Source organism: Albimonas marina (assembly GCF_029223255.1).
Taxonomy (GTDB): domain Bacteria; phylum Pseudomonadota; class Alphaproteobacteria; order Rhodobacterales; family Rhodobacteraceae; genus Albimonas.
The window spans coordinates 672,219-685,657 of the sequence record NZ_JARHUC010000004.1 but is presented as its reverse complement, the minus strand read 5'-3'; the positions used below and the strand labels follow the sequence as shown (position 1 = coordinate 685,657).

Below are 13,439 nucleotides of genomic sequence, written 5' to 3'. Positions count from 1 at the left end.
GCGCGCGGCGTCTGACCGAGACGCGGAGGGGCGGCGGCGCCTCGGCCCCGCCGCCCCGGCGATCAGCGCTCGCGCGACAGCCGGGCCTGGATCATCAGGCCGATGGACAGCACCAGCCCGCCCGCCAGCACGCTCAGGAAGCCCAGCGCCGGGACCATGGGCGTGTAGCCGCCGATCATCTTGCCGTAGAGCCACTCGGGCACCGTCACGTCGGCGCCGGAGGTGAAATACGACAGCGGGAAGTTCCCCCAGCTGAGCAGCACCGCGAACAGCATCCCCGAGAACACGCCCGGCCACAGCAGCGGGAAGGTGATGTCGCGGAACACCATCCAGCGGGTGGCCCCGAGATCCCGCGCCGCCTCCTCGACCGAGGCGTCGTAGCCGTAGGCCTGGATCGCCACCACCATCGTCACGATGGGCGCGATCCACACCAGGTGCGCGAAGACCGAGGCGTGCCAGGTCATCTCGAAGCCCAGCGTGTTGAACCACAGCTGCAGCGCGAGGCCGAGCACCGACTGGGGGAAGAAGATCGGGGCCAGCACGATCTGCTGGTACCAGGCCTTCCCCTTCCAGTCGTGGCGCGCGTAGGCGAGCGCGCCGAACACCGCCAGCAGGGTCGCGATCACCCCCACCACGGCCGCCAGCGCCACCGAGGTCCACAGCGCGTCGCGGATCTGGAGGGAGGCGAAGCTCTCCTCGTACCACTTCAGCGAATACTTGCGGATCGGGAACAGGAAGAACCGGCTCTCGGACAAGGAAGCGAGGCCCACCGCCACCAGCGGAAGGTACAGGACCACCACCACCGCCCACAGCCAGACCGAGCGGAGGCGGTCGGGGATCGAGCGCCGCTCCATCACTTCTTCCCCAGCATCGAGTCGAGATCGAGCCGGCGCAGCGCCAGGAACGCCGCCCCGCCCGCCAGCGCGATCACCAGCACCGACAGGGCCGAGCCGCGCGGCCAGTTCTGGCCGAAGGTGAAGGCGCTCTCGATGTCCTCGGAGACGGTGACGATCACGCCCTTGCCGAGGAACTTGGACTCGGAGAACGCGCCCAGCGAGATCACGAAGACCAGCAGCGCCCCGATCACCAGTCCGGGGGCCGCCAGCGGCAGCTCGATGTCGCGGAACTGCTGCCAGCGGCTCGCGCCGAGGTCCTGGGCGGCCTCGACCGCCGCGGGGGGCACGTTGGCGAGCCCCAGCATCATCGGGAACAGCATGAAGGGCAGGTAGATGTAGACCATGCCGAAGACGACCACCGGCACGTTGGCGGTGAGCGAGCCGGTGGAGATCCCCAGCCAGGCGCGCAGCCCCCCGTCGAGCAGCCCCGCCCGGTCGAGGAACAGCGACCAGCCCTGCAGGCGGATGTTCTCGGCCACGAAAAGGGGCGCCACGATCAGCACCGTCAGCAGCACCGCCTTCGAGGGCGAGAGCTTCTTGATCGACAGCGCCAGCGGATAGCAGACCGCCATCAGGATCACCGTGGTCAGCAGCGCCAGCCAGATCGACCACAGGAACGAGATGTGGAAGTTCTGCGCGACGATGTCGACGTAGTTCTCGAAGGTGGGCGTCCCGGTCAGCGAGAACGTACCGCGCGGCATGAAGCTGTAGACCGCCACGATCAGCAGCGGCGCGAGGAAGCCCAGCCCCAGCAGCAGGATCATCGGCAGCGCGCAGAGCAGCCCCGCCGAGGGGCGCCAGGACGCGCGCGGCGCCTGCGCCGCGTCGGCGGGCGCGGCGCGGGCGGAGGCGGGGAGGGCGTCGGCCATGTCGGTCATGTCCCGCTCACTCCGCGAACAGCAGGCTGTCTTCGGGGGCGAAGGCCAGCGCCACCTGGCGGTCGGGGGGCATCGTGGCGCCCATGCCCTCGACCAGCAGCGTCGTCGAGCCGGCGCGCACCTGGTACTGCACGCGGGAGCCCAGCAGGTACTCGTTGAACAGCTCCCCCCGGATCGGGTTGGGCGCGGCGGGGTCGAAGCGCAGATGCTCGGGCCGCACGATCAGCGCGCCCTTGGCGAAGCCCGCGGGCGCGTCGGGGGGCGGGTCGAAGGCCATGTTGAGCGGATCGCACCACAGCCGGCCGTCCTTCGCGACCACGGGGAAGGCGTTCACCTCGCCGAAGAACTCGGAGACGAAGCGCGTCCTGGGGCGGTCGTAGACCTCGCGGGGCGAGCCGACCTGGGCCAGCCGCCCGTCGCGCATCACCCCGATGCGGTCGGACATCACCATCGCCTCCTCGAGGGAGTGGGTGATGTAGATGAAGGTCTTGCCCGTCTCGCGCTGGATGTCCTTCAGCTCCTTCTCCAGCGTCTTGCGGAGGCGGTAGTCGAGGGCCGAGAGCGGCTCGTCGAAGAACAGGATCTCCGGGTCGTAGGCCAACGCCCGGGCCAGCGCCACGCGCTGCTTCTCGCCGCCCGAGCACTTGGTCACGGCCCGGTCGTAGTAGGAAGCGGGAAGGTGGGCGAGCGCCAGGCACTCGGTCGCGCGCTCGCGCCGCTCCTTCTTGCCGACGCCGCGGCACTTGAGGGAATAGGCCACGTTCTCGCCCACGGTCATGTGGGGGAACAGCGCCAGCGACTGGAACACCATGCAGAAGGGGCGCTTGTTGGCGGGGACCTCGTTGATCCGCCGGCCGCGCAGCAGGATCTCTCCGCGGGTGGGGGCGTCCATGCCCACCAGCATCCGGATCAGCGTGGTCTTGCCCGAGCCGGAGGGCCCGACGATGGTGAAGAACTCGCCCTCGGCGATCGAGAGGTTCACGCGCTCGACCGCGGCGAAGTCGCCGAAGATCTTGTCGACGTCCTTCAGCTCGAGAATGGGGCTGCGTTCCAGGATGGGCTGCGGCATGCGCCGGTCTCCCGTCTCGTGATGGGCGCCCGCGCGAGGATGTGCGCGCGGAAGGCGCGGAAAGGGGAGGCGGGGGCCGGGTCGACGGCTGTCGACCCGGCCCCCGCCGCAGATCAGAACCCGCGGGAGCGCTTGGCCTCGGTGTAGAGGTCGTGCATCGCGTCGTAGTCGGGGTTGATGTCGAAATCGATGCAGCGGTCGACGAGCGTGCGCAGCTCGGCCCCGTCGGAGCCCCACATCACCGCCGCGAGCTGGTCCTCGGTGAACAGGTCCAGCACCGCGGGATCGCCCATCTGCACCACCGGGTTCAGCGTGCCCGGCGCCTCGGCGGCGACGCGGTGCGCGGCCTCGGGGGTGTGGCAGTAGATCAGGAAGGCCTCGGCCAGCGGCGTCGGGTCGGGGTTGTTCACGAGGCTGGTGACCTCGATCCAGATGATGCCCGAGCGGCCCATCGGGTCGGCGTCGGTCTTGGTCTCCTCGATCCCTTCCTTGGGCAGGACGCAGGTGATCTCGGACATGCCCTCCATGCGCGCGGCGGAGACGGAGTAGAGCGAGCCGGGGAAGCAGCCCACGATCTCGCCGGTGATCATGTCGCGCGCCAGCGCAGCGGCGTCGGCGGAGATCTTCTTGGCGTTCTTCATCACCTTGAAGATCATCTCCTCATAGGCCGCCATCTCCTCTTCCGTGTGCTTGCGGAAGGGGGAGAAGCCGGCGGCCATGCAGGCGTGCATGATGACCCAGTTCTCGTAGTCGAGGATGCCGTATTCGCCCGCGTGCCCGTCGATCAGGCCGGCGTAGCCGCCGTCCTCGATCTCGGAGGCGTCGATCATCGAGGAGTTGATCGCCACGCCCGAGGGGCCGTAGCGCTGGATCATGCCCAGCAGCGCGCCGTCGTCGGCCATCGCCCACTTGTAGGGCCAGGCGAACTCGGGGACGTTCATCTCGTAGAGCGGCTTGAACTTCTCGACGTCGAGCGGCGTGATCAGCTGGTTGGGGTAGAGGATCTTGCGCTGCCAGGCGTTGTTGAGGTTGATCAGGTCCCAGGTCGAGGTGCCGCCCGAGCGCAGGTTGTTCACCGCCGAGGGGTCCGAGATCAGCATCTGCGGGTTCACGTCCGCGCCGACCGCCTTGGCGAACGGGTCCAGCACAGGCTCCTCGGTGTAGCCTTCCCAGGCGTGGATGTTCAGGGTCTTGCGGAAGTCGCCGCCCTTCAGCTCGTCCACGGTCTTGGCCCACAGGTCGTCGGCGTAGGTGGCGCCCGGGCCCGCCTTCACGCGACCGCCGGCGAGCGACGCGGCGAAGCCGGCCCCCAGGCCCGCGAGGACGGTGCGGCGCGACGGACCCCGGAACGGGGGCAGGAACTGGTTCTTGTTCATGCGGTGGAGTTTCCCTGTCTGGTCGGTCTTCGGCCGGGGCTGCATCCCCGATCCGTCCCTGGTCGCGCCCCGCCGACCGTCCCCACGGCCGCCGGAGCGCCTCGCTCATCCCGCGGCCTCGCGGCCGCCTCACCCCCGCGGGGCCGGCCTCACTCGGCCGCGACCCCGCAGCATCCGGCGTGCGTGCTCGCCTCGTTCTTCTCGGGCGGCATGTTCAGGGCCGGGTTGATGTCGAAGAAGCCGTTGGGCATCAGCTTGAAGCCGGTCTTGACCACCGGCTGCACGGGGAAGTCCTCGAGCCGGGGCATGTGGTGCAGGCCGAAGACGTGCCAGGCGACGATGTCGGCGCCTTCCACCGGGCGCTGGCGGGCGACGTATTTCGGCAGCCCGTCGGTCCCGTCGGAGTGGTTCATGAACTCGCCGGCGGGGAAGCGCTCCTCCGGGTCGTAGGCGGTCACCCACAGGTCGTTGTAGATGAAGGGCATGCGCTTGCCCGACGGGCCCTCGGGCTTGTTGAAGGGCGTGATCGAGTGCACCGGCTCCAGCTTGAAGGCGGTGGGCCGGCCCATGCGGTTGCGCCCCTCGGCGGAGACGAACTTCCAGTAGCGCTCCTTCTCCGGCGCGCGCTTGCGGCCGCCCTCGGCGGTGATCGGCGTCTCCTGGATGTAGAAGGCGTTGCCGTAGGGGTTCTCGGGGCCCATCGGCGGGGCGATGGTGTCGCATTCGGTGACGGTGCACGCGTCGCCGTCCACCGCGAGGTCGATGCGCGCGCAGAAGGTGTGCTGGTGGATCTGGCCGAGCACGCCGGGGGCGACCTCGGTCCCGTACTTGCCGGGGTTCCCCGGCTCGCAGCCCACGGTGTTGATGATGCCGGTGGCCTTCATCTCGAACTCGATGGTGCCGTCGAGCATGAAATACCAGTAGGAGGCGTACTCGTAGTTCCCCACCGTGGAGATCGAGGAGATCACCAGCTTGCGGGCGCGCCGGACCTCGGTGCGGTCGGTGCGGAAATCCCAGTGCTTCCACAGGACGCCGTCGTCCTCCTCGTGGATGCAGATGGCGTTCTTGATCTTCTCTGGGGACCCGTCGATGCCCGAGACGTAGCCGTCGAGGTACTGGATGGCGCCGAGGCAGTCGCAGCCGAGCTCCAGCGAGTTCGCCAGTTTCCCCAGCCCGTATTCGCCGATGTCGAAGACGTTCTTGCGCGCGTGCTGCTTGGCCGGCGAGCCGTAGGGGACCACCATCTCGGCGATCGACAGGCGGTAGAAGGCGGGCCGGCCGTCGAGCTTCACGTCATGCAGCGTCAGCCCCTCGCGGCCGTTGAAGCCGATGACCATGTCCCAGTCGGCCCAGGTGATGCGCCGGCCGTCCATGTCGAAGCTGACGCCCTCGGGCTGGACCACGTCGATGGGCTTGAGGTCCTTGCGGAAGCCGTCCTGGAACTGCGCCTCGTAGTTCACGTCCTCCTTCGGCACCTCGCGGACGCCGTAGTCGTCGATGCGGATGACCTCCATCTTCTTGATGTCGACGACGGGGTTCAGGCCCTCGATCGGGTGGGCGTAGAGGTTGTCGTAGGGGCCTGACTTCACCCAGCAGAAGGTGTGGGCGACGTGCTTGCCCTCCTCGTCCTCGACGCCGAAGTTGCCGGCGGACCAGGGGTCGACGCAGACGAGGGAGACGTCCTCGATCCCGCGCTTGGCGCAGGCGGCCTGGAACTCGGGGTTCTCCTTCACCGTGGCTTCGATCTGGAGGAACTCCTCGGCCATGATCATCGGCCGGGCGCCCTCGATGAAGGTCTCGGACAGGATCTTCCCGCGGGAGAGGGAGACGACGTATTTCCACACGCCGATCTTGCCCATCTCGAACACGTTGACCCTCGCCTCGCGGGGGAAGTCGTCGCCCGGCTCGAAGGCGCGGACCTTCTTCTTCGAGGGCTCCTTGAGCTCGATCATCTCGAAGCGCAGGGCGTCGGTCTTGCGGGCCTCGCGCACCAGCTGGGCGGCGTAGGCGATCTCGGTCTCGGTCAGGGGCTCCAGAGGATGGGTCGGCGCGTGGTCGGCGGCGATGGGGTGTTCGGGCTTGTTCATGTCCATCCTCGGCAGATGCGCCGTCGCTCGCGGCGCAAGGGTCTCCATGGGGCTGAACCGGGGCGCGACGGGCTCCGGCGTGTTGCGCTTGCGAAGGCTGCGCCTGCCGCCGGCCGACTGTCGACAAAAAATAGGCGCAACCCGTTTGTCTGAACAAATTTCGCGCAGCAATTTTCGGCCATGCCCGCAAAGCAGGCGCCAACCCTGCCGGAGCGCGGCGCCGCCGCGGCGGCCGCGCCCCGGCGGGGGTCGCCCGCGGCGCTACTCCAGCGCCTCGAGCGATTCGGGCAGGATCTGGCCGCCGTCGACCACCAGCGTCTGGCCGGTGACGTAGCCGGCCTCGTCCGAGGCGAAGAACAGCGCCGCGTGCCCGATGTCGGCGACCGAGCCGATCTTCCTGAGCGGGATCGAGGCGGCCATGGTGGCGAGGTAGTCCTCGCCCAGCCCGTCCAGCCCCTCGGTCATCACGTTGCCCGGCAGCACCGCGTTGATCGTGGCCCCGACCTTCGCGAGCTCGATCGCCGCGGTGCGCAGGAAGCCGAGCTGCCCGGCCTTCGAGGCGCCGTAGTGCGACCACCCCGGAAAGCCGGTGATCGGCCCGGTGATCGAGGAGGTCAGCACCACGCGGCCGGTCCCCGCCTTCTCGAACACCGGCAGGACCGCCTTGGTGCACAGGAAGGCGCTGCGCAGGTTGGTGGCCATCACGCCGTCCCAGTCCTCGGGGCTCATCTCGGCGAGGCTGGTCTGCGGAAAGACGCCGGCGTTGGCGCACATCACGTCGAGGCGGCCGAAGGCGTCGAGCGTGGCGGCCACCAGCCCCTGCACCGCCGCCCAGTCCGAGACGTCGCAGACATGGGTCGCGACCGTGGCGCCGCCGGCCCGCAGCTCCTGCGCCGTCGCCTCCAGCGCCTCGGCGCCGCGGGCGGCCAGCATCACCTTCGCGCCCCGTTCGGCGAAGACCTTCGCGATCCCCTTGCCGATGCCCTTCGACGCCCCGGTCACCACCACCGCGCGCCCTTCGATCGATGTCAGCACGACCTCGCCTCCTTCGCTGCATTGCAAGGGACCGCCCCGCAATTCTTGTGCCATGCACAATCGCTGGCTAGCGTCGCGGCGTCTGGCGCCCTGCTTGCAGGTCCGGACGCGCGAGGACGACACGAAGGACGGCGGCGAATGACGGGGCTCTACACCGAGGCGTTTCTGGAGGATCTGCGCGCCCATGCCGAGGCGCTGGCCCCGCGGTGGGGCCTGTCGCCGGCGACGCGCGCGCGGCTGCTGAACATCTCGGAGAACGCGACCTTCCGGCTCGACGACCCCGAGGCGCCGGCGCCGGTGGTGGTGCGCGTCCACCGCCCCGCCTACCACACGCCCGCCGAGATCGCCTCGGAGATCGCCTGGACCGAGGCGCTGCGCGAGGCCGAGGTGGTCGCCACCCCCGCCCTGCTGCCGGTGGCCGGCGGCGGCAAGGTCGCCACCTTCGCCCATGAGGGCGAGACCCGGCACGCCGTCGCCTTCGAGTGGATGGAGGGCGAGGAGCCCGAGGCCGGCGAGGGCCTCGTCCCCGGCTTCCGCGACCTGGGCGCGATCAGCGCGCGCCTGCACGCCCACGTGCAGGACTGGACCCCGCCCCCCGGCTTCGTGCGCAAGTCCTGGACCTGGGAGACGACGATCGGCCCGGTGATGCACTGGGGCGACTGGCGCGCGGCCGAGGGGCTCGACGCCGAGGGCCGCGCGATCCTCGAGCGCGCCTCCCAGCGGCTGCGCAAGCGGCTCGCGGACTACGGGCAGGGGGCGGACCGCTTCGGGCTGATCCACGCGGACCTGCGGCTCGCCAACCTGCTGGAGAAGGACGGCCGGCTGGGGGTGATCGACTTCGACGACTGCGGCTTCGGCTGGTTCGCCTACGACTTCGCCGCCGCGATCTCCTTCCTGGAGACGGAGCCCTACATCTCCGACCTCGCCGCCGCCTGGCTGGAGGGCTACGCCGACGTCGCCCCCCTGCCCCCCGAGGCGGCCGAGATCCTGCCCGACATGATCCTGCTGCGCCGGATGCTGCTGACCGCCTGGATCGCCTCCCACGCCGAGACGCCGACCGCGCAGGAGCTGGCCGCGCAGGGCTTCTCCGCCGGGACGGTCGAGCTCGCCGAACGCCGCCTCGTCGAGGCCTGAGGAGACCGCCGATGACCGCCGAGCCCCGCGCCATCCTGTCGATGAACGCCTTCTCGGGCGAGGCGGGGGACGACCCGCTGCTGGCCCGGCGGCTGGCGAACATGGGGGCGGCGGCGGTCCTGTTCTACGACAAGCCGGTCGAGATGGTCTCGGGCCGCGGCGCGTGGATGACCGACCGGGACGGGGCGCGGTACCTCGATTTCTACAATAACGTCCCCTCGCTGGGACATTGCCACCCGGCGGTGGTCGAGGCGGTGTCCGAGCAGATCGGGCGGCTGAACATCAACAGCCGCTACCTGGTCGAGATCGTGGACCGCTACATGGAGGCGCTGAAGGCCACGCTGCCGGCGGAGCTGTCGAACGTGGTGCTGTCGTGCTCCGGCTCCGAGGCCAACGACCTCGCCCTGCGGCTGGCCGAGACCTGGACCGGCCGGCGCGGCTTCGTGGTGACCGAGACCGCCTATCACGGCAACACCGCCGCCACGACCGAGATCTCGCCCAGCGCCTACAAGCGCGGCGCGGGCTCCCCCCGGGTGCGCGCCGTCCCTGCCCCCGACCCGGCGGTCTACGGCGAGGATCTGGCGGGCGGCTTCGCGGCCGCGGTGGCGGAGGCCGCGGCGGAGCTGGAGGCGTCGGGCCACGGCTTCGCGGGGATGATCTGGGACTCGATCTTCTCCTCCGACGGGGTGCACGCCGATCCGTCGGGCTTCCTGAAGGCGGCTCAGGACGCGGTGCACGCCGCCGGCGGCCTGCTGATCGCCGACGAGGTTCAGCCGGGCTTCGGGCGCACCGGCGTGATGTGGGGGTTCGAGCGGCACGGCCTCGCCCCCGACATCGTCACAATGGGCAAGCCGATGGGCAACGGCTTCCCCATGGCGGGCACGGTCACGCGGCCCGAGATCCTCTCCCGCTTCGTCGAGGACTTCGGCTATTTCAACACCTTCGGCGCCAACCCGGTGGCCGCGGCGGCGGGGCTCGCGGTGATCGAGACGATCCGCGCGGAGGGGCTCGTCGCCCGCTCCGCCGCCGCGGGCGCCCGGCTGAAGGCGGATCTCGAGGCGCTGGCCGCGCGCGATCCGCGCATCGCCGCGGTGCGCGGCGCGGGCCTGTTCCTGGGCGTGGCGCTGGGGCGCGACGGGGCCCCGGACGGGGCGCTGGTGCGCGAGGTCCTGGCCGGGCTCGGCCGCCGGCGCGTGCTGATCGGCGCCGCGGGGCGCTACGGCGAGACGCTGAAGCTGCGCCCGCCGCTGATCCTCTCCGACGCCGAGGCGACGCGTTTCGTCGAGGCGCTGGCCGACGCGCTCGCCGAGGCGCCCTGATCCCCCCGGAAGGACCTGCCCATGCCCGACTTCGCCGCCCCCGACGCGACCACGCGCATCACGCTCGACACCGGGCACGAGGTGGTCGCCTATTCCTGGGGCGAGGGGGAGCCGGTGGTCCTGCTCTCGGGCGGGCCGGGCCTGCCGTGCCGCTACCTCGCGGAGCCGCACCTGCGCCTGGTGGATCAGGGGTTCCGGGTGGTGAGCTACGACCAGCTCGGCACCGGCGCCTCGGACCGGCCGACGGACCCGGCGCTGTGGACGGTGGCGCGCTTCGCGACCGAGGTGGACCAGGTTTTGCGGGCGCTCGACCTCGAGCGGCCGCACCTGCTGGGCCATTCCTGGGGCGGCTGGCTGGGGATGGAGTTCGCCGTGACCTTCCCGGGCCGGCTGAAGAGCCTGACCCTCGCCGACACCGCCGGCGACATCCCGCACCTGGTCTCGGAGCTGAACCGCCTGCGCGACGGGCTGGGGATCGAGACGGTGCGCATGATGCAGCGGCGCGAGGCCCTGGGCCAGTACGACCACCCGGAGTACGAGGCCGCCATCACCCTGCTGACCTGGCGCCACATGTGCCGGCTGGACGTGTGGCCCGAGGCGATGACCGCCTCGGTCGCCGACTGGAACATGGCCCCCTACATGGAGGTGCAGGGGCCCAACGAGTTCCACTACATCGGCAACCTGTCGACCTGGAACCGGCTGGCGGAGCTGGGCGGCTTCGACGCTCCGGCGCTGGTCCTGTGCGGCGCCCATGACGAGATGACGCCCGCCTGCGCCCTGCGCCTGGCGAAGGCCATTCCGGGCGCCGAGCTGGAGGTGTTCCCCAACAGCGCCCACTGCCCGTTCTACGAGGAGCCGGAGGCCTATTTCGCCCGCGTCGCCGGCTTCCTGAAATCCGCCTCGGCCTGAGCGGGACGGCGGGCGGGGGGATCGCATGTTCGTGAAGGCGCGCACGCCCCGACGGCGGCTTGATCGATATCAATGCGAAACCCGCGAACCTCGCGACTGTGAGCCCCCTGAACCCATCGTGGAGGAGAGCCGAATGGCCGACCCGGAGCCGTCCGCGTCGACCGCCGGGCCGCGATCGGGGGGCCTTGCCGGCCATCCGCCCTGCGCCGTCTGCGGCGCGCGGGTCGGGGGCGTGTGCGGCAAGGTCCCCCCCGCGACGCTGGCGAGCCTGGCGGAATGCATGGTCACCGTCGCCGCGCCCCCCGGCGAGATCGCGGGCGGGATCTCCGGCGCGCCGGAGGCGCGTCCGGTCTGCGCCGGCGTTCTGGCCGAGGGCTGGCTGCGCCGGGTGCGGCGCGGGCGCGACGGGCGCCGGCGGGTGGTGGGCCTGGTCACGCCCGGCCAGCTGATCGAGCCCCTGCGCGCGGGCGGCGCAGAGCTGGAGGCCGCGACCGAGGTGCGCATCTGCCGGGTCGAGACCGAGGCCTACGAGCGTCTGCGCGCCGCCGATCCCGGCCTGCGCCGCGCGAGCCTGGTGCAGGCGCAGGAGGAGCTGGAGCGGGTGCGCCGCCTCGCGGGCCTGCTGGCGGTCGAGCCGCCGGCCGCGCGCCTGGCCGCCTTCCTCGCCGCGGCGACGGATTTCCAGCCCTGGACCCCGCGGCGCGAGGGCGGCGGCGTGCTGGTCCTGGCGCTGCCCCGCGCGGACGTGGCGGACCTGGTGGACCTGCCGGCCCCGACCCTCGACCCCCTGCTGGAGGAGCTCCACGACCGCGGCCTGATCCGGATCCTGGGCCCCGAGCGGTTCGAGCTGCCCGACCTCGCCGCCCTGACCGATTTCGCCGGGCTGGTGGAGCGCTACGACCGCACCACCGCCTGAGCCGTCCCGCCTGCGCCCGGGCCGCGCCGCCGCGCTTGACCCCCGCCCCGCGCCCCCCGAACATCCGCGCCGAGGGGCCCGGCGGCGCGGCCCGGGCGGGAGAGCGCGATGAGCGGATACGAGACCTTCGACCTGGGCCCCACGGTCCTGCAATCGGGCTTCGTCCTGCCCGCGGCGCACCTGGCCTACCGCACCTACGGCACGCTGGCGCCCGACCGCTCGAACGCGATCCTCTACCCCACCTCCTACGGCGCGCAGCATTCCGACGTCGACTGGCTGGTGGGGCCGGGGCGGGTGCTGGACCCCGAGCGATGGTTCATCGTCATCCCCAACCAGTTCGGCAACGGCCTGTCGACCTCGCCCTCCAACCTGCCCCTGCCCTATTCCGACGGGCGCTGGCCGGTCTTCACCCACTGGGACAACGTCCACGCCCAGCGCCGCCTGCTGGCCGAGGTCTTCGGGATCGAGCGGCTGGCGCTTGTCTACGGCTGGTCGATGGGCGGGCAGCAGGCGCTGCACTGGGGGGCGCTGTTCCCCGACCAGGTCGCGGCGATCTGCGCGGTCTGCACCTCGGCCCGCACCAGCCCGCACAACAAGGTGTTCCTCGAGGGGATCCGCGCCGCCCTGACCGCGGACGCCGCCTACCAGGACGGGCGCTTCGTCTCCCGCCCCCTGCGGGGCCTGCGCGCCTTCGCCCGGATCTACGCCGGCTGGGCGGTCAGCCAGACCTTCTATCGCCGCGAGATGTGGCGCGAGGCGGGCTTCGCCAGCTACGACGACTGGATCGTCCGCGGCTGGGAGGGCAACTTCCTGCGCCGCGAGGGCGAGGACCTGCTGTCGATGATCGAGACGTGGCTGCGCTCGGACATCTCGGACAACCCGGTGTTCGAGGGGGACCTTTCGGCCGCGCTGAACGCGATCACGGCGCGCACGATCCTGATGCCCTGCGACACCGACCTCTACTTCCAGGTCGCCGACAACGAGGCCGAGGTCGCCCTCGCCCCGCGGCTGGAGCTGCGCCCGATCCGCTCGGACTGGGGGCACCGGGCGGGCAACCCCTCGCTCTCGCCCCCGGACGAGGCCGTGCTGCGCGCGGCGGTGGCGGAGCTGCTGGGGGGCTGAGCGCCCCCCCGCCCCGCTCCGGGCCCCGGCTCGGGGCCGCCTCAGTTGCGCACGAACTTCAGCTCCGCCACCTTGCCGCGGTTCGAGGACAGGCAGCGCCAGGTCCCCTTCTCGTCGTCGTCCCTCAGGATGACCAGCGTGTTGGCCTGGGAGAACTCGACCCGCTCGATCGAGATCCCGCCGCGGCCCGAGCGTGCGCGCACCGCCTCGCGGCAGGCCTGGCGGGCGGGTCGGGTCTCCTCCCCCCAGCGGCCGCCGTCGTCGTCGCGGCCGTGGTTCTTGTCCTTGTCCTTGCCGCCGCCGTGGCCGCCGCCCGTCGCGCCGGGCACGCCCCTGCGCAGGTATTCGATGGTTCCGTCGTCGCGCGCCCGGCAGTCCCACGGCATGCCGACCGTGTCCTCGAGCTCGACGTCCCAGGCCCCGCCGCTTCGGCGAGAGCGGGCGACGGTGGCGAAATCGGTGTTCTGCTCGCCGCTGCGCTTGAGCTGGTAGAGGCAGGATTGCTGCGCCGTGGCCTCGCTGGCGCGCGCCTCGCCGGGCGCCGCCGCGAAGGCCATGGCCAGCGTCGCGCCGAGCGCCGCCGTCGCCAGTCCGAAACGGGTCATCATCGTCTCCTCCACCGTCGCCCCCGGGGTTTCACGCGCCGACGCCGCGGATCCGGCGGCGCCATCGGACGCCGCCCCCCGGCCGATCCCGAG

12 protein-coding genes are annotated in these 13,439 nt (G+C 71.4%); 5 read left to right on the top strand and 7 right to left on the bottom strand.

What is annotated here, in order from left to right; all coding sequences use genetic code 11:
- Positions 1–62: 62 nt before the first annotated feature.
- The 6 genes from P2H44_RS14565 to fabG all read right to left on the bottom strand — a co-directional run bounded on the left by P2H44_RS14565 (position 63) and on the right by fabG (position 7,341).
- Positions 63–854, bottom strand: a complete 792-nt coding sequence (locus P2H44_RS14565; RefSeq protein WP_275764515.1) for an ABC transporter permease — start codon at positions 852–854, stop codon at positions 63–65.
- Entirely contained in the window at positions 854–1,774 is a 921-nt protein-coding gene (locus tag P2H44_RS14560; protein ID WP_275764513.1) for an ABC transporter permease, read from the bottom strand. The genes P2H44_RS14565 and P2H44_RS14560 overlap by 1 nt, the downstream gene beginning before the upstream one ends.
- A gap of 7 nt (positions 1,775–1,781) precedes the next feature.
- Positions 1,782–2,843 carry an ABC transporter ATP-binding protein gene (locus tag P2H44_RS14555; protein ID WP_275764511.1) on the bottom strand — a complete coding sequence of 354 codons (1,062 nt, stop codon included), beginning with the start codon at positions 2,841–2,843 and terminating at the stop codon, positions 1,782–1,784.
- Positions 2,844–2,956: 113 nt separating this feature from the next.
- Complete coding sequence (locus P2H44_RS14550; RefSeq protein ID WP_275764510.1) at positions 2,957–4,219, bottom strand: ABC transporter substrate-binding protein; 1,263 nt, start codon at positions 4,217–4,219, stop codon at positions 2,957–2,959.
- A gap of 149 nt (positions 4,220–4,368) precedes the next feature.
- Positions 4,369–6,306 (bottom strand): primary-amine oxidase, encoded by a 1,938-nt coding sequence (locus P2H44_RS14545; RefSeq protein WP_275764509.1) that lies wholly within the window; start codon positions 6,304–6,306, stop codon positions 4,369–4,371.
- Positions 6,307–6,567: 261 nt separating this feature from the next.
- Positions 6,568–7,341: a 3-oxoacyl-ACP reductase FabG gene (gene fabG, locus P2H44_RS14540; protein ID WP_275764508.1), complete on the bottom strand. Its 774-nt coding sequence runs from the start codon at positions 7,339–7,341 to the stop codon at positions 6,568–6,570.
- A 138-nt stretch (positions 7,342–7,479) separates the two neighbouring features.
- Here fabG and P2H44_RS14535 point away from each other — a divergent pair, with 138 nt between their 5' ends.
- The 5 genes from P2H44_RS14535 (at position 7,480) to P2H44_RS14515 (ending at position 12,741) form a co-directional block, all read left to right on the top strand.
- On the top strand, positions 7,480–8,475 hold the full coding sequence (locus tag P2H44_RS14535; protein ID WP_275764506.1) for a phosphotransferase enzyme family protein: 996 nt from the start codon (positions 7,480–7,482) through the stop codon (positions 8,473–8,475).
- A gap of 11 nt (positions 8,476–8,486) precedes the next feature.
- On the top strand, positions 8,487–9,794 hold the full coding sequence (locus tag P2H44_RS14530; RefSeq protein ID WP_275764504.1) for an aspartate aminotransferase family protein: 1,308 nt from the start codon (positions 8,487–8,489) through the stop codon (positions 9,792–9,794).
- A 21-nt stretch (positions 9,795–9,815) separates the two neighbouring features.
- On the top strand, positions 9,816–10,703 hold the full coding sequence (locus tag P2H44_RS14525) for a proline iminopeptidase-family hydrolase (protein WP_275764502.1): 888 nt from the start codon (positions 9,816–9,818) through the stop codon (positions 10,701–10,703).
- Between the two features lie 133 nt (positions 10,704–10,836).
- Complete coding sequence (locus P2H44_RS14520) at positions 10,837–11,619, top strand: helix-turn-helix domain-containing protein (RefSeq protein WP_275764501.1); 783 nt, start codon at positions 10,837–10,839, stop codon at positions 11,617–11,619.
- Between the two features lie 108 nt (positions 11,620–11,727).
- Positions 11,728–12,741: an alpha/beta fold hydrolase gene (locus P2H44_RS14515; protein ID WP_275764500.1), complete on the top strand. Its 1,014-nt coding sequence runs from the start codon at positions 11,728–11,730 to the stop codon at positions 12,739–12,741.
- A gap of 41 nt (positions 12,742–12,782) precedes the next feature.
- Here P2H44_RS14515 and P2H44_RS14510 read toward each other — a convergent pair whose 3' ends face one another.
- On the bottom strand, positions 12,783–13,346 hold the full coding sequence (locus P2H44_RS14510) for a hypothetical protein (protein WP_275764499.1): 564 nt from the start codon (positions 13,344–13,346) through the stop codon (positions 12,783–12,785).
- Positions 13,347–13,439: the final 93 nt, after the last annotated feature.